Raw genomic sequence first — 21447 nt, 5'->3', positions numbered from 1 at the left:
CTCGGCAGCAACGGCTCGTACACCTATACCTTGCTCTCCGCGCCCAAGGTCAATCCGGGCAACAACGGCAACAACCTGCAGTTCACCGAGACCTTCACCTTCCAGGTGGTCGATGCCAACGGTAACACCGGCACCGGCACCCTGACTGTCAGCATCGTCGACGACGTGCCCGATATCAGCGTGAAGAGTCTGGGCGCCCTGGGCGTGCAGGTGGACGAGACCAACCTTAGCCTCAATGCCAGCACCAGCTTCGCCGGGGCCTTCACGACGGTGTTCGGCGCTGATGGAGCGGCCGTCAGCAACGCCATCACCTACAGCCTGGATGTGAAATCTGCGGGTGTGGACAGCGGGCTGAAGGACACCGCGACGGGCAACAGCATCCTGCTGTCCAAGGTTGGTTCGGACATCGTCGGCCTGGTCAGCGGCAGCGGGCAGGTGGCTTTCCGCCTGAGCGTGGCTGCCGATGGCACGGTAACCCTGGACCAGCAGCGCGCGATCATTCATTCGCCGGACGGCGGCCCTGACCAGGTGGCTGGTCTTTCCAGTGCCGACCTGATCACCCTGACCGCCACCATTACCGATGGCGACGGCGATAAGGACAGCGCGACCCTCGACCTGGGCTGCGCCATCAGCTTCCGCGACGCCGCTCCGACGGTGACCAGCAATGTCATGGTGCAACTGGATGACGACGCCCTTCCTGGCGGAATTCCGAATGGCTCCGGCGACGATCCTGACTCGGCGAATGCCACGGGTAGCGTCGGGTTCGGTTTCGGTGCCGATGGCGCTGGTGATGTCCAGTGGCTGACCACGGGCGCGCCTGACGGCTTCACCTATGTGAAGTCCGGCACCACCTTGTTGATCAAACAGGGCACTACCACGGTCATTGAGGTAACCCTCGACAGCACCACTGGTGTCTACGGGGTGACCCAGCTCGCACCCATCCAGCATGCGCTGGGCGATCAGGAGAACGACCAGCTCTTTACCCTGGCCTATCAGGTTACCGACAAGGACGGCGACTCCACCGACGGCACCCTGGATATCAAGGTCGATGACGATACACCGCAAGCGAAGAACGATAGTGCCGATGTGGCCGAAGGCAGTGGCCAGGACTTCAACGTGGTGTCCGGCAACGTCCTGCTGGGTAGCGACAACGCAGTGGGGGGCGGTGATGACGATGCCTTCGGTGCTGATGGTGCGGGCCGCATCCAATCCATCCAGATCGGTACCGCCACCTACACCTGGAATGGCGCCGGCAGCATAAGCCTGAGCAGTGGTGGCAGTCTGTCCGGCAACGTGCTGAGTGCGATCACCACACCTGGCGGCGGCAAGCTGAGTTTCGATTTCACCACCGGCGCCTGGAGCTACGTCGCGTCGAACGATGTGCTGGCCGACGCCAGCGAGACCTTCACCTATAGCATCATCGACAAGGACGGCGACCCCTCGAGCGCCTCGCTGACGGTGCGGATCGAAGACGCTTCGCCAGTGATTGGCCGCGTGGACGAGGACGAGCTGCCCGGTGGCATTACCGACGGTGATGCGCAGACGACCGTGGTGACCGGCAATCTCGGCGAGCTGCTGGTCGGCACCCCGGTTGGCGCGCAGTTCAGCGTGACCGCTACCCCGCAGGCGATGCCCGTGCTGACGTCCGATGGCGTTGCGGTCACCTACTCACGCGAGGGTGACACCCTGGTCGCCAAGGCCGATGCGGACACCGTCTTCACCCTGCAGGTGGGTAGCGATGGCAGCTACACCTTCACCTTGCTGGGCGCGCTGGACCATCCCGGCGGCGCGGGTGGTGACGACCAGATTCTCACTCTGAATCTGACAGGGGCCCTCCAGGCGAGCAATGGCAGCGGGAACCTGCCGTTGGCAGGAGATCTGCTGATCCAGGTGGAAGACGATATTCCGACAATCCTGGCCACCTCGAACCTGGTCTACTCGAATAGCAGCAATCCCGGTGGAGCGACTGGCGTCTTCGATTACAGCACCGGTGCGGATACCCGCGGCAGTGGGCCTTTCTCGGCCACGGACTCGGACTTCACCTCCATCAGTCTCAGCGGCACGGTCGGCGGTAGCGCTATTTCGTCGACTGCTGTCATCTGGGTTTCCGAAACCGCCTCGACAGCAACCTTCGATATCAGCTTCCGGTATGCGCCGAATCCGGCCAACCCGGGAGCACTCGATGATGCTGCCGGTACGCTGGTGTTCGATAAGACCAACGGTACCTACACGGTGTCGCTGAATGAGCCGATCCAGGGCTTCACCATCTTCAAGACCAGCACATCGCTGAGCATCTCCGGATACGAGGTAAACAGTACGGTACCGGACAATACCCAGCCGACGGTGTCGGTGGTGGAGCTGAATAACGATTTCTACGTCCAGTTCACCAGCTACTCCGAGCCCGGTAGCGGCACCGACGAAGCTAACCTGCGGGCCGGCACGGACAACACGTCGGTCTTCAGTCAAGGCGAGCTGTTCAGCCAGAGCCCCTCATGGGTCAGCGTGAGCAACTTGGACAATGGCGTGGGCGGAGACACATTGGGCAAGGGCGAAGTGCTGGACCTGAACTTCTACACCTCGAATCCCAAGGGCAACCTCGGCGTCGAGCCGTCTGCCCGAGCGGCCGGGATGTTCCTCAAGTTCGACGGGGTTGGCAATGAAGACCTGGTTGTCGTGCTCAAGCTGATCGGTGCGGGCGGAACCAAGACCACGCGAGCGTTGGTGGTGAGCAACAGTGACATCATGACCGCCAATAGTGTGGCACTGGCTGCCTACGGCATCACCCTGGGCAATAATGACGGGGCCATCGTCATCGAGAGCAACGACTTCAATGCGTCCGGCGAGAGTTGGCAGATTTACGGCGCACAGATACTCACCAGCGTCGAAGACATCACCACCTCCAGTGCCATCAACTTCAATTCGGCGCTCGGGGGCGGCGGCGCCTCGAATGTAGCCAATGGAACCAGCTTTGGCTCATCGGATACCGATAACGATGTACTCAAGGTTTCGGATATCGGCTTCATCACCGCCGAGAGCAATACACTCGATACCGAACTGGACTTCCAGGTGGGTATCAAGGACGCAGACGGTGACTCCACCTCGACCCAGTCGCTGCATGTGACGATGGAGGCGGGCAGCACCTTCGTAGGCACCCCAACCCGTGATGTGATCCAGGGGACCAGTGGCAGTGATCATCTCTCCGGCATGGCGGGGGATGACGTGCTGGTAGGGGGATTGGGCAACGATGTGATGGACGGAGGGACCGGTAGCGATACGGTGTCTTACGACGGCGCCAATGTGGGTGTTGCAGTGGATCTGGCTCTGATTGGCCAGCAGAACACCGGCGGCGGAGGCCTGGATACTCTCATCGACATCGAGAACCTGCTGGGTTCGCGCTTCGATGACGTGCTCACCGGCAACAACGGCGACAACATCCTCGCTGGCAATGGCGGCGACGACCTGCTCGGTGGCGGCGCCGGGACGGACACCTTCAAGTGGTTGCCTGGCGACAGTGGCGTCACCACCATCGCCGGCTTCAACCCGGGGGTGGACAAGCTGGACCTGTCGCAACTGCTTAGTGGCGAGCACAGCAATGTAGCTAGCCTGGACGATTACCTGACCATGGCCTTCGGTGCCAACACCACCATCACGGTAGACAGCAACGCGGCCGCGACGGGCGGGGAAGGACAGACCATCGTGCTGCAAGGGGTGAACCTGATGGCCGCGTATAGCGCGCCGGATACCGCCTCGGTGATTTCGCACATGCTCGATGACGGTTCATTGAAGGTGGATGCCTGATCGGTAGCGAAGGCCCGCCCCCAGGGCGGGTCTGGCCCCGCAGGGCAGAGGGGGAGGGAACCATGGTTTTCGTGCAACGCGACGAAAAAGGAAGAGTGCTGCGGGTGGAGCACGAGCCCTTCGAGAGCATGACGCAGCCTGCATGACCACCTGATGTCCTTGCAGCATTCCGACCTGGAATTGGTGCGGGTGATCGAGGACCTCGTGCAGGTATTGGTGAGCCGGGGCTTGATGAACTACACCGACCTACCGGAGCCTGCTCGTCACAAGCTCCAGCACCGTGCCGACGCCCGTGCGCAGGTTGAGGGACTGGGCGGATTGGTGCCGGACGAGACGCGCTTGCCGTATTGAGGGGGCTGCACCTGGACGCGTGCAAAGCCAACGCTCGTGCGCCTGCGCCGGGCTCACCGCCGAACCTGTAGGAGCGAGCTTGCTCGCGAACAGTCCGAGCGCGATCGTTGCGCTAGCAAGCTCAGCAGCTACAGAAACGGCCACTTCACCCGGCTAGTCAGAGTGTTTCAATCATCACAGGCAGGGCCGATTATTCATGCCAAGGCGCCGGTGCGCCGATCAGGCGACCCATGGCCCCCTGGATTCCCAGCTCCTTGAGCACCTCCAGCTCGCCCTCGGTTTCGACCATTTCCGCGATGAGTGGCAGGTCAATGCTGTTGGTCGCGCGGAACAGCGCTTCGATGAACAGGCGCTTGTCACTTTCCTGGTCGATGGTGCGGATGTAGGTGCCGTCTATCTTCAGGTAGGCCAGCCCCAGGTGGGCCAGGTTGCCGATCAGGCTGAAGCGGCCGCCGAAGTGCTGCAGGCCCACGCTGTAGCCGGTTTCGCGAATCGCTTGGCAGATCTGCCCTAGCTCGTTCGCTGGCGGTAAATGGCGCTCATCCAGTTCCAGCGTGAGCAGCGCCGCTTGCTGTGGATGGCTCTTCAGCAGCGCGAGCAGGCGTTCGCGGTTGTCGCCCTGCCGCAGGCTGGCGGCAGACAGGCTGAGGGCGATAGGAGAAGGCGTCTGCTGCAGATGTGCCAGGCTGTGCTCCAGCATCGCCAGGTCGAAGCGCGCAGCCCAGCCCAGGCGTTCGATCCAGGGCAGGAAGCGTCCGGCGGGTACGGCTTCGCCCTGAGGATCGAGCAGGCGCGCCAGCACTTTGTGGTGCAGGATTTCCGCGGTATTCGTACAGAGGCCCACTGGCTGAAAGTAGAGGCGCAGCTTGCCCTTGTCGAGTGCGTCGTCGATCCAGACCCGCCAGTCGTGCAGGCTCTGGCCAGGTGCAGCGTCATAGTCGTCCAGGCGGACCCAGGGTCGGTCTGTACTTTGCGCCGCCTGGGCCAGAGCCTGGTCGGCACGGCCCATGACCTTATGGATGTCTTCCCCCGGTCGGTAGGCGGCGATACCCAGCAGGGCCACCGGGCGGCGGTCACTGGCGCCAGTGGCATGCAGGTTCTCCAGGCGATCAGCGAGCTCTGCGGTCAGGTGCTCGATGTCTTCGCCGTTGAGACCGGGGGCGAGCAGCGAGAATTCACCGCCGCGGCTTCGTGAGGCGAGCCAGTCCGGGGTGCCGCGCTTCTGTTCAAGTGCCTGGAGGAGTTCGCCGATATCCCGAATCAAGGCGTCGGTGCGCTGACCACCGAGGCGCTGGTTGAGTCCAGCCAGGTCGTTGACCCGCAGCAGCAGCAGGTAGCCGGCGGCGTTCTGGTCGTTGGGCACCAACTGGTTGGCCAGGCGGATGTCGAACTGACGACGGTTGGCCAGGCCCGTGAGGCTGTCCTGATAGGCTTCTTCGCGCAGGCGCTCGCTGCGCGCTGCCTCCTCGGCGAAGAGGTTGCGCAGTTTGTCTACCATCTGGTTCATGGCCAGTACCACGCGACGCAGCTCCGGCGTGCGCGGCACTTTCGGCAGGGCTAGAAATTCTCGGCGGCTGATGGCTTCGGCTTGCTGGACCATGTTGTCCAGCGGCCGCAGTTGGGTGCGCAGCAACCACGCACCGACCAGGGCGCTGACCACCCCGCAGAGCAGCAGCCAGGCCAAACTGCCGACCGCACTGTCCCAGAGCTTGGCCAGGGCGAACTGGGGATGGCTGAGCACTTCCACCCGCGCCGCCTGTTGCCAGCCGCGCATGATCAGCGCGTCGCCTCCCTGGGGCCGCAGATCGACCAGGTGGGCGAACCAGCTGGGCACCTGTTCGCTGGTCGTGGTGGTGCGGCGTTCGGCAATGACGTCGCCATCGGGGATGCGCACCACACGGATGCTGGCGAAGTAACCGCTGTCGAAGATGGAGCTGACCATCAGTTCGATCATTGCTGCGTCGTCGACATGGGGCGTCATCGACAGGCCAAGCGCCGTCGCAGCGTCCTGGGCATGGGAGCGCAACTGGCTGAGCAACTGCTCGCGGGAGCTTTCGACTCCGGCGAGGAAGCTGCCGGCGAAGGCCAGTGCGAGCAGCAGACAGATGGCCAGGAACAGTTGCTTGAGTAACGACATGAACTAACCCTCTCCAATGGCGAAGCCCTCGGCTCGCATCTTTTTCAGCAAGTCCTGCCAGCGCGACAGTTTTTTGGTATCACCGGCGCGCTTGGCACCGGTGTAGAGACCCTCGGCATTGAAGGCATACACCGGCAGCAGGTCGGTGCGCTGGGAGGCGGGACGGATCTCGCCGATCAGGTTGTCCAGCACCAGCGGGTCGGCGGTCGGGGTCTTGTAGTAGGTGAGCACCATATGCGCCTGGTTCTGGCGCAGGGCCTTGACGTAGGTGATGCGCAGCTTCTCGGCGGGGATGCCGAGCCGGCGCAGGGTGAAGTACTTGGCGATGGAGTAGTCCTCGCAGTCGCCTGCCCCCTTCACCAGGGCCTCGACCGGGGTAGCCCAGTAGTCGTTCTCGCGCCAGGTGCGGATATCGTCGGTGAAGCGGATCTGGCGGTTGAAGAAGCGGTTCACCGCGCTGAGCTTGTCGGCCTCGGGCAGGTCGGCGCTGCCCTGGATCAGCTCGCCCCAGGCGAGGATGCGCGCCTTGGCCGGGCCGAGGTCGCCGTAGCGTTTCGAGGCGTTCTGCAGGATCAGCTCGAAGTCCCAGTTGGCCAGCACGCTGGCCAGGCAGAGCAGCAAACCGGCGAGCAGGCAGCCGCCTTGCCATGCCAGCCACGAGGGGTTCCGCAGTTCCTTTGCTGCCCACCGTTGCCGCATCAGCCGTCTCTCCGCCCAGGATGCTCAGAGTCTAGGCGGGAATCGGCGATCTGCCGGGGCTTCAGTGGCTGCGCAGGGTTTTCTGGCGAAGGATGTAGACGCTGACCAGCACGGCGCTGGTGAGCATGAAGCCACGGGCCCAGGGCAGGGGCACGAGGAAGCAGGAGAGGGTGATGCTGGTCCACATCAGGCCCAGGGCGTAGACCTTGCCCTTGAGGGGAATGCCCTGGCCTTCCAGGTAGTCGCGAATCCAGGGCCCGAGTTTCGGGTGTTCCACCAGCCAGAGGTAGAAACGCCGCGAGCTGCGTACGAAGCAGGCCGCGGCGAGCAGCAGGAAGGGCGTGGTGGGCAGCACTGGCACGAAAATGCCGATCACGCCCAGCACAACGCTGAGCCAGCCAATGATCAGGAGGACCATGCGCAGCGCCGGGTGGCGCTGCTGCTGGATATCGCTGTGCGCCATGCGCGCCTGGCCTTAGTGGTGGCGGGGCTTGAGCAGGGCGGGCTTTTCTTCCGGGGCGTTGCAGAGCAGGAAGAGGGCGGTCAGCAGTTCGGGGATCTGCTCGATCATCTCGTCCACCAGGTTGCGGTCCTTGGCGATGTCGGCGAACTCGGGCTGCTCGTCGAACAGGCCGGAGCCCACCATGATCGGCAGCAGCAGTTCGCTGACTTCTTCCTCGGCGTTCTCGAACCAGGCCTCTTCGCGCAGGAACACGCCTTCCATGAAGCCGATGCACCAGCCGCGGAGATCGGAGTCGTCCGGGTCACTGCCCAGGTCCAGGTCGCACGGCAGCTCGGGGTCTTCATCGCTGGCCAGTTGGCGGGCGATGTGGGCCTTGAGGGCCAGCAGGGTGGTTTCGACCTCTTCGCGCTCGGCGTCGCTGCGGTAGTGCGGCGGCTCGGCGAACAGGGCGTCGATCCATTCACGCTCGGGCACCTGGTCCGGGCAGATCGATAGGGCGGTCAGGTAGCCATGGGTGGCCACATAGTCCAGAGCCTCCTCGTGCAGGTCATCGGCGTCGAGAAAGGCTTGCAGGCGGGACAATTGCGCAGCGAAGGACATCGTGGGACTACCTTGAGGGATAAACGACGCTGAATTCTAGTCGAGTGCGAGGTCCGCGGCAAAAGGCACGCGCGATGGGCGATGGGCGTGGCCATTTTGCTGGTGCGGCTGACGTATAATGCGCGGCTTGTTCCGGAGACCCCCATGCTCGATCAGGCACTGCGCATCCTCAAAGACGTATTCGGCTACGACGCTTTCCGTGGCAACCAGGCCGCGATCATCGAACGTGTGGCGTCGGGTGGCGATGCCCTGGTGCTGATGCCCACCGGCGGCGGCAAGTCGCTCTGCTACCAGGTTCCGGCGCTGCTGCGCGAGGGCCTGACAGTGGTGGTTTCGCCGCTGATCGCGCTGATGGAAGACCAGGTTGCCACCCTGGATGAACTGGGTGTGCCGGCCGTGGCGCTGAACTCCATGCTGACCGCTGAAGCCCAGCGGGAGATCGCCGATCGCATTCGCCGGGGCGAGATCAAACTGCTCTACCTCGCACCTGAGCGCCTTGTCCAGCCACGAATGTTGGCATTCCTGCAGCGGCTGCAGATCGGCCTGTTCGCCATCGACGAAGCCCACTGCGTGTCCCAGTGGGGGCATGATTTCCGTCCCGAGTACCTGCAACTCGGCCAGTTGGCCGAATTGTTCCCCAATGTCCCGCGCATGGCGCTGACCGCCACCGCCGACATGCGTACTCGCGAGGAGATGGTCCAGCGACTGCACCTGCAGAACGCCGAGCGTTTCCTGTCCAGCTTCGACCGGCCGAACATCTTTTATCGCATCGTCGCCAAGGATCAGCCGCGCAAGCAGTTGCTGGGTTTCCTGGCCGAGCGCCGGGGCGACGCCGGCATCGTTTATTGCATGTCGCGCAAGAAAGTGGAGGAGGTGGCGTCCTTCCTGTCCGAGCAGGGTTTCCCGGCGCTGCCGTATCACGCGGGCCTGCCCAACGACCTGAGGGCGTTCCACCAGAAGCGCTTCCTCAATGAGGAAGGGCTGATCATGGTCGCCACCATCGCCTTCGGCATGGGCATCGATAAACCCAACGTGCGCTTCGTCGCCCACCTGGACCTGCCCAAGTCCCTCGAAGCCTATTACCAGGAAACCGGTCGCGCCGGCCGCGACGGCTTGCCGGCGGATGCCTGGATGGCCTATGGCCTGCAGGACGTGCTGCTGCTCAAGCAGATGCTGAGCAACTCCGAGGGTGACGAGCGCCACAAACGCATCGAACAGCACAAACTGGACGCCATGCTGTCGCTCTGTGAGGAAACCCGCTGCCGCCGCCAGGCACTGCTGACCTACTTCGACGAGGAGTTGCCCCAACCCTGTGGCCACTGCGATATCTGCACCGACGGCGTACAGACCTGGGATGCCACCGAACCGGCGCGCCAGGCGCTCTCGGCTATCTACCGCAGCGGCCAGCGCTATGGCGTCGGCCATCTGGTCGACCTGTTGCTGGGGCGTGACAACGAAAAGGTGAGGTCCTCTGGCCACCAGCACCTGTCGGTGTTCGGTATGGGCAAGAGTCTGTCTGAGAATGAGTGGCGAACCCTTTACCGGCAATTGGTCGCCCGCGGCCTGGCTGATGTGGACCTGGAAGGCTTCGGCGGCTTGCGATTGACCGAGGCTTGTCGCCCGCTGCTGCGCGGCGAGGTGCGACTGGAGTTGCGCCGCGATCTGTCGACCAAGGCACCTAAGCCAACCGCCAGCGCTGCCAGCCAGCTGGTGAGGGGCGAGGAGCGCGAGCAGTGGGAAGCCTTGCGTACGCTGCGCCGCAAGCTGGCGGAAGAGCACAGCGTGCCGCCCTACGTCATCTTCCCTGATGCGACACTGCTGGAGATGCTCCGCAGCAAGCCGCGTAGCCTGTCCGAAATGGCCCAGGTCAGCGGTGTGGGTGCGCGCAAGCTGGAACGCTATGGAGAGGCCTTCCTCGAGGTACTGAGCGGTGCCGGGGAAGCGCCACCGGCAGTTGCCGACCTGCGCCACGAGTTGGTGAGCCTGGCCCGCGCGGGGATGACCCCGGCTCAGATCGCCCGTCAGCTCAGTTGCAGCGAGAAGAATGTCTACAGCCTGCTGGCCGAAACCATCGGCAGCCAGCAGTTGAGCCTGGAGCAGGCGCTGGACCTGCCGGAGGAGCTGTTGGGCGAGATCCAGGATGCCTTCCTGGACGGCGAAGGCGAGCTGCCGCCGGTGGCAGAAGTGGCCGAGCTCTTTGCAGGCCGGGTGCCCGATGGCGTGCTGCATTGCGTGCGGGCGGCCCTGCAGGCGGAGTTCGAGACCTGATCGGTTCGAGCCTGACGTAAATATGGCGGGATAGAGCGACAAACTTGTGACGCTGCGCACGACCGGCTAATGTGCGTCAGAGGCCTCCGACAGAAGAGGTAGACGTGTCCTACAGCAATACTGCCTGGCTCAATGACGTCCGCCCCAATCCCTACGCCGATCAAATGGCCCTGGGGTTTCGGCATCTGCGTTTCTCGCGCTCCCTGGAGCATGAGTACCGCGACTATTTCCTCGAAGAGAATTTCGATCTCAAGCGCATTGCCCTGGGTGTCGGCCTGCTGATCTGGCTGGCGTTCGCCGTGCTCGATTTCTATCTGATCAGCAGCGAGGAGCGCTGGTGGATGCTGGCCGTGCGACTGGGTGTGCTGGGCTTGTTGCTGGTGTGCGGCGTGCTGATGCTCCAGCGCCGCCACCGCAACCTGCTGGCGCCACTGAGCCTGGTCTGTATCGGTGCTCTGGGAATAGGCGCCGGTGCGGTGGTAGCCATCGCCCATCGCAGTGATCCGTCATTCCCCTATGAAGGGCTGGTGCTGGTGTGCATGGCTGCCTATTTCCTGGTGGGGCTGCGGCTGGTGGAGGCCTTGGGCGTTTCGCTGGTGATCCTGCTGGCCTATGTGGGCCTGGAGCTCTGGGCCGGGCTGCCCTGGCCGCGATTGATCAGCAACCTGTTGTTCCTGCTGTTCGGCAATGTGGCGGGCGCCGTCGGTTGCTACTTGCTGGAATTCAAGTCCCGCGAGCACTTCCTCATCAGCCGCCTGATGCGGGTCCTGGCGGATCAAGACAGCCTGACCGGTCTCTATAATCGCCGCAGCTTCAATCGTCAGCTGGAGCGCCTGTGGCGCCAGGCCCAGCGCGAAAAGCACGGGCTGGCGCTGTTGCTCTGCGATGTTGACCACTTCAAGGCGTACAACGACCGCTACGGCCACCAGGCTGGCGACCAGGTACTGCAGCAAGTGGCGCGGGTGCTGGAAGAAACCGCGCGCCGGCCCCTGGACATGGCTGTACGTCTGGGAGGCGAGGAGTTTGCCGTGCTGCTCTATGACATCGGCGAACAGGAGGCGCGTCGCTGCGCCGAGACACTGCGCGCGGCACTGGAGGGCCAGTCCATTCGCCACGAGGCGTCACCCACCGCGCCGGTGTTGACGATGTCCATCGGCGTTGCCTGCATTCATCCGAATCCAGGCATGCCACTGGGCAAGCTCTACGAGCTGTATGAACACGCGGATCGTGCGCTCTATGAGGGCAAGGCTTTCGGCCGCAATCGGGTGGTGGCCTGAGTTCTGACGAAAATTGCCTGCGCTCGGCCATGCGTCGTTAAATCTTGGTTCGGAATTCTCATTAACCGTCGTTAACTCCGCTTCCTCACCAACTTTTGCCTGGCCTGGCCTTCGCTCGGCGACTTTTCGTGCAGAGCTCAATTCGTCGCTCCGGATGGCGCGCGCCGTGACTGCCCAAGGCCGCGGCCGGTGCTAGCATCGCCGCTCCTCCCGCCTTGAGCGACCTGCATGGACAAGCTGATCCAGGCCGATGGCCGACCTCATTACGGCATCTTTCCCGCCGCACCGGGCGTCATCAACTACCGCGACTTCGACTTCCGCTCGCCCATGGGGCGCCGCCTCGGTGCGCTGGCCAAGTGGCGCCGCTTCCACCAGTTCCAGTATTTCGGCCTGCTCAGCAACGAATTGATCGGCGGCTGCGCCCTGGCCGACCTGAGCCTGGTGGGGGTCGGCTTCGTCTATCTCTTCCATCCGGCCAGTGGGCGCATGATCGAGCGCCAGTTCAAGCTGCCGCTGGGGATGGGCACCTCGTTTTCCCAGACGCCGGACGAGGGGGTCTGCAAGCTACGCCAGGGTCGTAACCTGCTGCGGCTGGAGAATCGTGGCGATACGGGGGAGAAGCGGCTTCTGGTGGAGTTGGATGACGGCACTCGCATCGATGCGCGATTCAGCGAGCGGGAGCCTGCCTTCCAGCCCATGTGCATCTGCACGCCGACGGCAGTGAATGGATGGGTGTATGCGCAGAAGGTGGCGGGTGTCACCTGTCGGGGTCAGGTGAGCAGTACCCTGGGCAACTTCGATCTCGGGCAGATCGGCGCCTTCGCCCACCACGATTGGTCGGCCGGTTATATGCGCCCGGAAACCCACTGGAACTGGGCCTGCCTGTCCGGCTTGGCCGATGGGCTTCGGGTTGGACTGAACCTATCTTGCGGGGTGAACGAGACCAGTTTTACCGAGAACTGTTTCTGGCTGGATGGGGAACTGCTCAAAGTCGATTCCGTGCGTTTCGCCTTCGATCGTGACCAGCCCCTCAAGGCCTGGACCATCGCCTCGAATGATGGCCAGGTGGCGTTGACTTTCGAGGGGGCGGGGTTGCATCAGGAGCGGCTGAACCTCGGTTTCATTGCAAGTAATTTCAAGCAGGTCTTCGGCTGCTTCAGCGGCACCCTGCGGCCGATCGGGCGTCCGCCGGTGCGAATCGCCCGTATGTGGGGTTTCGTCGAGGACCAGTACGTGAAGTGGTAGGGCAGGGGGGCTTGCTCGCGGCATTCGGCTATGATTAGCTGGCTAATTATTAGTATAAGAAGTCCGAGTCAATTTCGATGTCCTATCCCGATCAACACCGCTTCGCTATGCAGCTTGCGCAGATGTCTCGCGCTTGGCGTGCCGAGCTCGACCGTCGTCTCGCCGGCCTCGGGCTGTCCCAGGCTCGTTGGCTGGTGCTGCTGCACCTATCTCGTTTCGAAGAGTTGCCCACCCAGCGTGAGCTGGCCAAGAGCGTCGGCGTCGAAGGCCCGACCCTGGCCCGCCTGCTGGACAGCCTCGAAGCTCAGGGCCTGATTCAGCGCATGGCCGTCATCGAGGACCGCCGAGCGAAGAAGATTGCCCTGTGCCCGCCGGCTCGCCCCTTGATCGAGAAGATCGAAGCCATCTCCAGCCAATTGCGCCAGGAACTCTTCGCCGGTATCGACGAAGAAGAACTTCGCCATTGCCAGCAGGTTCACGCGCGGATACTGGCGAACCTGGACAACTTCTGATGGGGCAGGACCTGGAGGCGCTGCACGGGCGCTTCGGTGCCCGCTATCCGCAATGGCTACTGGTTTTGTTGATGCTCGGCAGCATGGCGATGATCCTTGCTTCCACCAGTATCAACGTCGCCCTGCCGGCGATCATGGACGACTTCGACATCGGCCGGCCGCTGGCGCAATGGCTTGCCACCGGATTCCTCGCAGCCATGACGGCCGGCCTGCTGCTGGCGGCCTGGTTTCAAGCGCGGCTGGGGGCGCGGCGTACGGTGCAGCTCGGACTCGGCTTGTTCGGCCTGGCGTCGCTTCTGGCGCTGGTGGCTACTTCTGCCTGGCAGCTGATTGCGCTGCGAATTGTCATGGGTGCCTGTGCCGGCATCATTCAGCCACTGGCGATGGTGCTGATCTTCCGCGTCTATTCCGAGGGGGGCCGTGGCCTGGCCCTGGGGATCTATGGGCTGGGCATCATGGTGGCGCCGACGTTGGGGCCGACCATTGGCGGTTATCTGATCGACCAGTTCGGTTGGGGCGCGGTGTTCTGGTTGCCGCTGCCGCTGTGCTTGTTGGCGCTAATGGGCGCGCAATGGTTGATGCCCAGTGTTCGCGACCGCAATACACCCGGCGTGGACCTGCGGGCTTTCGCCCTCCTTTGCATCGCACTCTTCGCCTTGCTCGGCGCTCTGGCCGAGGCCCAGCGCTTCGGCTGGCTGGCGCCGAGCACCTGGTTGACGGGGACGCTCGGCCTGGTATGTGCCGCGGCTTTCCTGCACCGCAGCCGTGCCTGCGAGAAGCCTTTGCTGCCGCTGCAGCTCTGGCGCCATGCTGCGTTCCGCAATGCCAGCTGGGTCGCCCTGGTGCTCGGTCTGGGGTTGTACGGGTCTACCTACCTGATCCCGCTCTTCCTTCAAACCGTGGAGGGTTACAGCGCGGGTCAGGCCGGTCTCCTGCTGCTGCCGACCGGCGTTGTGCTGGGGCTGGCATCTTTTCTCGGTGGATGGGCCAGCGACCGTCTGTCGGCTGCTTTCATGCTGGTCGTGGGCCTGCTGGTGTTCGCTCTCTCTTCGGCCGCACTGGGTCTGATGGGAGAGGGGACATCCTTCCTGGCGCTCTGTGGTTGGGCCTGTGTTGGCCGGCTTGGGCTCGGGTTGCTGTTGCCGGCCATGAGCACAGGGGCGCTGGATGTCCTCAGTCCGGAAGAACTGGCCCTAGGCGCGGGCGCCATCACGTTCGTCCGCCAGCTGGGAGGCGCCTTCGGGGTCAACCTGCTTACCTTCTTCCTGGAGTGGCGCCACACTGCCGAAGGAAGCGATGCCGTGGCCGAAGCGCTCGCGTTCGAGCAGAGTTTCTGGCTGGTTGCGCTGCTTTTCCTCCTGGCGGCAGTGCCGGCGCGAGGCGTGCGTCCTGCAAAGAGGTGAGGTTGCAAATCGCACGACGAAAAATTTGTCAAGCCCAATAGCGAAATTCTGTGGATTGTGGAGTAAGCTACAACGCAGATCTGTGGCCAGCTGCCATTACGACGGGCAAGGGAGCGAGAAGCCCGGCGCCATGGGTCTTGAGTGGGATGGATAGGGAGCGGCATCCCGCTATCATTGTTGTTTTGAGGTCAAGGTTTTCACGACGTTTCGAGGATGCCCGGGCGGGACATCAGAGGCGTGATTCGTGAGTGCGAATGACCGGGGAGGACGTATGGCAAGGGTTCACAAGCTCCTTCTGACGCTTGCATCTGGCTCTGCACTTTATTCAGGCCTGGTGCCCGCGCTGGGGCTAGGCGAAATCACCTTGCACTCCGCCCTCAACCAACCACTTGATGCCGAAATCGAGTTGTTTGAGGTCGGCGACCTCAATGACAGCGAGATCAAGGTCAGGCTGGCGTCCGCCGACGATTTCGAGCGTGCCGGTGTCGACCGCTTCATCTTCCTCAACGACCTGCGCTTCAGTCCGATGATCCGTGGCTCGGGAAGCCGCATCCGTGTGGTGTCGAACAAGCCGGTTCGAGAGCCCTATCTGAATTTCATCGTCGAAGTGGCCCGCCCCAATGGCAAGCTGCTGCGCGAATACACCTTGCTGCTGGACCCGCCCGGTTCCGCCTATACCGCCAATGCTGCGCCGATCAACCCAGTCCGCGAGGTGCCTGTTGCAACCTCGAGCGTGGCGCCGGTAGAACCCAAGTCGACACCTGTCGCCAAGCTGGGCAAGTACTACCAGGTTGCACGGGGTGACAGCCTTTGGTTGATCGCCAAGCGACTCAGTTCGGGCAGTGGTGTGACCCAGCAGCAGATGTTGGACGGCATTTACGCCCTGAATCCCCAGGCTTTCCCCGGTGGTGATATCAACTTGCTCCATGCCGGCCAATCGCTGCTGCTGCCGGATAGTGCCGTGCTGGCCAGTGCCCCGGCACCTGTCGCCATAATCCCGGCTGCCGCGCCGAGCGAGGCACCAGTCCCTGCCGTCGTGGCCCCGTCCGGTCCGACCCTGGAAGCATTGAACCAGGCCCAACAGCGGGTTGATTCCAGCATTGCCGAGGGTGACGCCGAGCGCGCTGAACTGCGCCAGCATATTGCTGAGTTGCAGGCCAAGCTTGAGGCCATGCAACAGCAATTGAGTGGCAGCGATCAGCAGATGTCGGCATTGCAGACCCAGGTCCAGCAAATCACCACCGCTCCAGCTATCGAGGCACCGCAAGTCCAGCCGTCCCCGGCTCCTGCAATGATCCCTTCCGCCCAGGCTGCCGAGCAATCCGCGCCGATGCCGGTGCAGGAGAACAGCTCCGGCATCAGCCCCTTCTGGTGGGCGATCATGGTGTCCGGCCTGGTTCTGTTGTTCCTGCTGGATTGGGTGCTGCTGCGTCGCTCCCGTCGCGAAGCCCAGGAACAGGAGCTGGAAGAAGCCCAGACCACAGGCAAGGCCAAGGTGGCCTTCCAGCATCGTCATCAGGACGTGCAACCTGTCGCCCCCGCTCCGGTGTTCGCCGCGGCCGCCGTTGCGCCGTTGCAGGTTGTCTCGGTGCCAAGTACCAAGACCCACTCCGATGCCCTGGAGGGCGCCAACATCTACATCGCCTATGGCCGCTGGCGGGAAGCTTTGGCCGTATTGCGCCCGGCTGTCGCCCAGGAGCCTCAACGCCTGGAGCTGCGTTATCGCCTGCTGGAAGTGCTTGGCGAGCTGCATGAGCCGGTGGCCTTCACCCTTGAAGAGGCGGCCCTGCGCGAGCTGCACGCGGATGAAGATCGACTGGCCGCCATTCGTGCCCGCTACGTCGGCGTGGCGTCGGCGGCTGCTTCGACAGATCCAGTATTCGTGCTGGACGAAGCCACACCGACCCTGGCAGCAGCAAGCAACGAGCCAATCGATGGCCTGCAATCGGACTTCGACGGCTATCCGCTGGATGCCGACTGGGAACAGGTCAGCCCCTTCAAGACCGCATTACCCAAGCGCAAGGCGCCTGTGGTCCAGGCCTTCCCGACGGTGGACGAGGACGTGGGCTTCCCCACCAACCTTCAGGAGCTGCCGGAAGTCTACGAGCTGACCCTGGATGCCGACACCCTCAGCCCGTTCGGCGAGTTGCCGGAACTTGCCCAGGCTGAGAGCCTGGACGAACTCACCGCCGAGTTCGTCGACCCTATCGCCAGCTTGGACGATCTGGACAAGCTGGATGCTCGCCAGGAGAACCTCATAAAACTCAATCTGGCGCTGGCCTATATCGAGCAGGGCAGTATCGAAGCGGCCTGCAGCATCCTCAACGAGGTCATCAGCGAAGGCGACGATCAGCAGAAACAGGAAGCGCGCGACCTGCTCGCGAAGATCGCCTGAAACGCGTCAGCCTGAATGAAAAAGCCCGGACTTGATCCGGGCTTTTTCATTCGGGGAGATTCCATAGATCGGATGCAGTCCATTCAGGGCTCCCGATGGACAGCCCTCCGGCAAGCTTGGCGAATGAATTGGCTTTGTCTGCATTACGTGTTGCAAGCAACTGCATTGCCCGTCGGAGCTGGCTTGCGAGCGAATGGCCCCGTTTCGCTGGCAAGCCAGCTTCTACAAGACTCTTGGACTGATGGTAAGTCCCTCGCAACAGCTAACGCAGACATAGCGAATGAATTCGCGCCTACAACGTCCGCGACGGTGCAGGCTGTGCCAGTCCGATCATCCGCTTGGTGGCCAACACCAGCCAGCAGGCAAGGATGAAGGGGGCGGTCATGGCTGGCAGGCCTATGGCCTCGAAACCGGGTTGCAGCGTCACGCCCAGCAGGATGCCTGCGAGCGCGCACCAGGGACGGCGCAGATCTTTTCCCAGGGCCAAAGCGATCAACGCACCATTGAGGCTGAACAGGCCACTCAGTACCGCCTGCATCGGCATGCCCTGAAGCAAGGCGAGAACCAGCGCGGTAATCGAGCCCAGCAGCGCCCAGAGCGCTACCCGCCAACCGGCAAGGAAGAGCGCGCCCAGCACCAGGGCTCCGGCGAGGGGTTGGTCGAGGAACATTACCTGGCCGATGCCCCGCACGAACGCCAGCGACGTGTCGATCCAGCCAGGATGCAGCGTTGCGGTGGCTTCAAGGGAAGGCGTCAGCTCCAGCGGGCCACTCAGGGTCAGCAACAGCCAGCCGAGGCCGACGAAAGGCGAGGTGTAGGCCGGCAGCCAATTGTGTTGGCGCGTCGCCTTGAGCAGGGGGTTGAGCAGCAGGCTGGACAGACCGCTGGCGCAGAGGATCAGCAGCGCGAGGTAGAGCGAAGGCTCGAAGCGGGCGCTGAGCAGTAGGCCGAGCAGGACACCGTTGTAGCCGTAGAGCCCGGCCTCAATGTCTTCAGGGGCAAAGCGACGGCGCACGGCCGTAAGCCAGGAAGCGGCACCACCGAGCAGGGCACCCCCCAGCAGGCTGGGGGCGCCTGCGGCGATGGCGAGCAGGATCAGCGCGCCGCAACCGGGGTGGCGCTGGAGGAATATCTGGCTGAAACCGTTCAACTGGGCAGTCGCCCAGCTACGGACTTCGGGTCGTAGAGGCAGTCGATACATGGCAGCTTGTAAAAAGAGGCGCCCCGGTGAAAGGGCGCCGACTAACTGGTGGTGGCCAGATGGGATTTCTGTTAACGCCCGGTATCGAGGCCGGTGCGGGGAGCGCGGGTTCTCTTTGGACCCCGTCGCTCAGCGTGCTTTACATCAGTTCAGGGTTTCGATCCGCAGGCTGTTAGTGCTGCCGGGCTGACCGAATGGAACACCGGCGGTGATCACCACTGTATCGCCGCGCTTGGCCATGCCCTGGGCTTGGGCGATCTCCAGCGCGGTGCTGGTGACTTCCTCGACCTTGTGCAGGCGTTCGTTGACGACCGAATAGATACCCCAGGCCACGGTCAGGCGACGCGCGGTGTGGAGATTCGGCGTCAGGCTGAGGATCGGCGCCTTGGGCCGCTCGCGGGAAGCGCGCAGGCTGGAACTGCCGGACTCGGTGTAGTTCACCAGGGCAACCACCGGCAGAATGCTGCTGATGCGGCGGATGGCGCAGCTGATGGCGTCCGAGGAGGTGGCTTCGGCCTGCGGGCGGCTAACGTCGAGCTGGCTTTGGAAGTCCGGACCGTTCTCCACCTGGCGGATGATCTTGCTCATCATCTGCACGGTTTCCAGCGGGTAGTCACCAGAAGCGGTCTCGGCGGAGAGCATCACGGCGTCGGTACCTTCAGCCACGGCGTTGGCCACGTCGGTCACCTCGGCGCGAGTCGGTGCCGGGGAGAAACGCATGGATTCCAGCATCTGGGTGGCCACCACCACCGGCCGGCCAAGCTGGCGGCAGGTGCGGATAATGTCCTTCTGGATGCGCGGCACATTCTCGGCCGGCACTTCAACGCCGAGGTCGCCACGGGCAACCATGATGGCGTCGCAGAGGCGGGCGATCTCTTCCAGATGCACCACGGCAGATGGCTTCTCGATCTTGGCCATGAGGAAGGCGCGCCCCTGGATCAGCTCGCGGGCTTCGACGATGTCTTCGGGGCGCTGTACGAAGGACAGGGCCACCCAGTCCACACCAAGCTCCAGACCGAAATCGAGGTCACGGCGGTCCTTGGCGGTCAGCGGGGAAAGCTGCAACACCGCTTCCGGCACATTGACGCCCTTGCGGTCGGACAGCTCGCCGCCTGCAATCACGGTGGTTTCTACGGCGTCGGACTGCTTGGCGGTCACCTGCAGGCGCAGGCGGCCGTCATCCAGCAGCAGGTTCATGCCGGGTTCCAGGGCTGCGATGATCTCAGGGTGGGGCAGATTTACCCGGCGTGCGTCACCCGGGGTGTTATCCAGGTCCAGGCGGAAGGTTTGGCCGCGCTCCAGGTTGACCTTGCCGTCGGCGAAGCGGCCTACGCGCAGCTTCGGACCTTGCAGGTCCATCAGGATGCCGATGGGGTAGTTGAGCTGACGCTCTACCTCACGCACCCACTGATAGCGCTGGGCATGGTCGGCGTGCTCGCCGTGGCTGAAGTTCAGGCGAAACAGGTTGACGCCGGCTTCCACCAGTTGGCGGATGTCGTCGATTCCTTTGATCGCCGGACCGAGGGTGGCGAGGATTTTTACTTTCTTGTCAGGCGTCATTTTCAGGGCTCTCGAGAATCAGGATGGCGCGGAAGTCGTTGACGTTGGTACGGGTGGGTTCGGTGACGATGAGGTTACCGAGGGCGGCGAAATACCCGTATCCGTTGTTGTTGTCCAGTTCGTCGCTGGCGGAAAGGCCCTGCTTGGCGGCGCGGGCGAAGCTTTCGGGGCTCATGATGGCGCCGGCATTGTCTTCCGAACCGTCGATGCCGTCGGTATCGCCTGCCAGTGCGTAGACGCCGGGAAGGCCTTTCAGGGTGTTGGTCAGGCTGAGCAGAAATTCGGCGTTGCGCCCGCCACGACCGTTGCCGCGCACGGTTACGGTGGTCTCACCGCCAGAGAGGATCACGCACGGCGGCGTGATCGGCTGGCCGTGCAGCACCACTTGACGGGCGATGCCAGCATGAACCTTGGCCACCTCGCGGGATTCGCCTTCCAGGTCGCCGAGGATTAGCGGAGTGAGGCCGGCGGCGCGGACCTTCTCAGCGGCGGCATCCAGAGACTGCTGGGGGGTGGCGATCAACTGGAAGTGGCTGCGGGAAAGGCATGGGTCGCCCGGCTTCACGGTTTCCGAGCGCGGGTCTTGCAGCCAGGCGCGCACGTGGGCCGGTACGTCGATCTCGTAGCGGGCGAGGATTGCCAGGGCCTCGGCTGACGTGGTCGGGTCGGCCACGGTCGGGCCAGAGGCGATCACCGTAGCCTCGTCACCCGGTACGTCGGAGATCGCGTAGGTGTAGACCGTGGCCGGCCAGCAGGCCTTGGCCAGGCGACCGCCCTTGATTGCCGAGAGGTGCTTGCGCACGCAGTTCATCTCGGAGATCGCGGCGCCGGATTTCAGCAAGGCCTTGTTGATGGCCTGCTTGTCTTTCAGGGTCAGGCCTTCGGCGGGCAGGGCGAGCAGGGAAGAACCGCCGCCCGAGAGCAGGAAGATCACCCGGTCGGACTCACTGAGATTGCTGACCAGCTCAAGTACGCGCTGGGCGGTTTCCAGGCCGGCGGCGTCGGGCACCGGGTGGGCGGCCTCGACCACTTCGATTTTCTTGCAGTTGGCGCCATGGCCGTAGCGGGTCACTACCAGGCCGGAAATCTCGCCTTGCCACTCACGTTCGATCACTTCGGCCATGGCGGCAGCGGCCTTGCCAGCACCGATGACGATGACGCGGCCGGAGCGATCGGCGGGCAAGTGATCAGCCAGCACCTGGCGGGGGTGGGCAGCAGCGATGGCGGTGGCGAACAGGTCGCGCAGGAAGGCTTTGGGATCGAGGGGCATGGCAGGCTCCGGGGCGCTGGATTCTTGTTGGAACCCGCTCAAGATTGGCTGCGCGTCGGAATAACTGCGTTGAGAAATGGCTTCGGACTGCTCATTTACCGCTCGTAAACTCCGCGTCTTCAGCCATTCTCGCCTTGTTCTTCTCTAGCTCGCTCGCTCTTGAACGGGTCCTTTGTGTGCTGCGTGCCAGGCATCAGCAATGCCTGGCCTTCAGGCCGATTTCAGTCCCGAGCCGCCGCGTACAGCGGCTCGGGACTGGAATCGACCT

15 protein-coding genes are annotated in these 21447 nt (G+C 63.5%); 8 read left to right on the top strand and 7 right to left on the bottom strand.

Annotated features, from left to right (window positions below):
* Together AAHM40_RS18335 and AAHM40_RS18330 are read left to right on the top strand one after the other, a co-directional pair.
* The coding region (locus AAHM40_RS18335; protein WP_342245910.1) for a DUF5801 repeats-in-toxin domain-containing protein at positions 1–3798 on the top strand (3798 nt) is incomplete at its 5' end.
* 153 nt (positions 3799–3951) lie between these two features.
* Positions 3952–4149, top strand: coding sequence for a hypothetical protein (locus AAHM40_RS18330; RefSeq protein ID WP_446731590.1), 198 nt, complete (start codon positions 3952–3954; stop codon positions 4147–4149).
* A 190-nt stretch (positions 4150–4339) separates the two neighbouring features.
* Here the strand turns inward: AAHM40_RS18330 and lapD are convergent, their stop codons facing one another.
* From lapD to AAHM40_RS18310, 4 genes are all read right to left on the bottom strand, one after another.
* Positions 4340–6286 (bottom strand): cyclic di-GMP receptor LapD, encoded by a 1947-nt coding sequence (gene lapD / locus AAHM40_RS18325; protein WP_342245909.1) that lies wholly within the window; start codon positions 6284–6286, stop codon positions 4340–4342.
* Between the two features lie 3 nt (positions 6287–6289).
* Positions 6290–6985, bottom strand: a complete 696-nt coding sequence (lapG, locus tag AAHM40_RS18320; protein WP_342245908.1) for a cysteine protease LapG — start codon at positions 6983–6985, stop codon at positions 6290–6292.
* Positions 6986–7046: 61 nt separating this feature from the next.
* Positions 7047–7448, bottom strand: coding sequence for a YbaN family protein (locus tag AAHM40_RS18315; RefSeq protein ID WP_036997579.1), 402 nt, complete (start codon positions 7446–7448; stop codon positions 7047–7049).
* 12 nt (positions 7449–7460) lie between these two features.
* Entirely contained in the window at positions 7461–8048 is a 588-nt protein-coding gene (locus AAHM40_RS18310) for a YecA family protein (protein WP_342245907.1), read from the bottom strand.
* Positions 8049–8192: 144 nt separating this feature from the next.
* Between AAHM40_RS18310 and recQ the strand changes: the two genes are divergently transcribed.
* The 6 genes from recQ (at position 8193) to AAHM40_RS18280 (ending at position 17148) form a co-directional block, all read left to right on the top strand.
* On the top strand, positions 8193–10316 hold the full coding sequence (gene recQ, locus AAHM40_RS18305) for a DNA helicase RecQ (protein ID WP_342245906.1): 2124 nt from the start codon (positions 8193–8195) through the stop codon (positions 10314–10316).
* Positions 10317–10480: 164 nt separating this feature from the next.
* Positions 10481–11593, top strand: a complete 1113-nt coding sequence (locus AAHM40_RS18300; RefSeq protein ID WP_342245911.1) for a GGDEF domain-containing protein — start codon at positions 10481–10483, stop codon at positions 11591–11593.
* Positions 11594–11821: 228 nt separating this feature from the next.
* Positions 11822–12838, top strand: a complete 1017-nt coding sequence (locus AAHM40_RS18295; protein ID WP_342245905.1) for a DUF2804 domain-containing protein — start codon at positions 11822–11824, stop codon at positions 12836–12838.
* A 77-nt stretch (positions 12839–12915) separates the two neighbouring features.
* Positions 12916–13350, top strand: a complete 435-nt coding sequence (locus AAHM40_RS18290) for a MarR family transcriptional regulator (RefSeq protein ID WP_028629728.1) — start codon at positions 12916–12918, stop codon at positions 13348–13350.
* Positions 13350–14753 (top strand): DHA2 family efflux MFS transporter permease subunit, encoded by a 1404-nt coding sequence (locus AAHM40_RS18285; RefSeq protein ID WP_342245904.1) that lies wholly within the window; start codon positions 13350–13352, stop codon positions 14751–14753. Before AAHM40_RS18290 ends, AAHM40_RS18285 begins: the two co-directional genes overlap by 1 nt.
* A gap of 271 nt (positions 14754–15024) precedes the next feature.
* Positions 15025–17148 carry a FimV/HubP family polar landmark protein gene (locus AAHM40_RS18280; RefSeq protein ID WP_446731589.1) on the top strand — a complete coding sequence of 708 codons (2124 nt, stop codon included), beginning with the start codon at positions 15025–15027 and terminating at the stop codon, positions 17146–17148.
* A 292-nt stretch (positions 17149–17440) separates the two neighbouring features.
* On the opposite strand, the gene AAHM40_RS18275 is transcribed toward AAHM40_RS18280, so the two are convergent.
* From AAHM40_RS18275 to AAHM40_RS18265, 3 genes are all read right to left on the bottom strand, one after another.
* On the bottom strand, positions 17441–18349 hold the full coding sequence (locus AAHM40_RS18275) for an urea transporter (RefSeq protein ID WP_342245902.1): 909 nt from the start codon (positions 18347–18349) through the stop codon (positions 17441–17443).
* A gap of 144 nt (positions 18350–18493) precedes the next feature.
* Complete coding sequence (pyk, locus tag AAHM40_RS18270; RefSeq protein WP_342245901.1) at positions 18494–19909, bottom strand: pyruvate kinase; 1416 nt, start codon at positions 19907–19909, stop codon at positions 18494–18496.
* Positions 19899–21179 (bottom strand): glycerate kinase type-2 family protein, encoded by a 1281-nt coding sequence (locus AAHM40_RS18265; RefSeq protein ID WP_342245900.1) that lies wholly within the window; start codon positions 21177–21179, stop codon positions 19899–19901. Before AAHM40_RS18265 ends, pyk begins: the two co-directional genes overlap by 11 nt.
* Between the last annotated feature and the right edge of the window lie 268 nt (positions 21180–21447).

Source organism: Pseudomonas sp. OTU5201, assembly GCF_038440135.1.
Classification (GTDB): Bacteria; Pseudomonadota; Gammaproteobacteria; order Pseudomonadales; family Pseudomonadaceae; genus Metapseudomonas; species Metapseudomonas resinovorans.
This window is presented reverse-complemented; position numbering and strand designations above follow the sequence as displayed.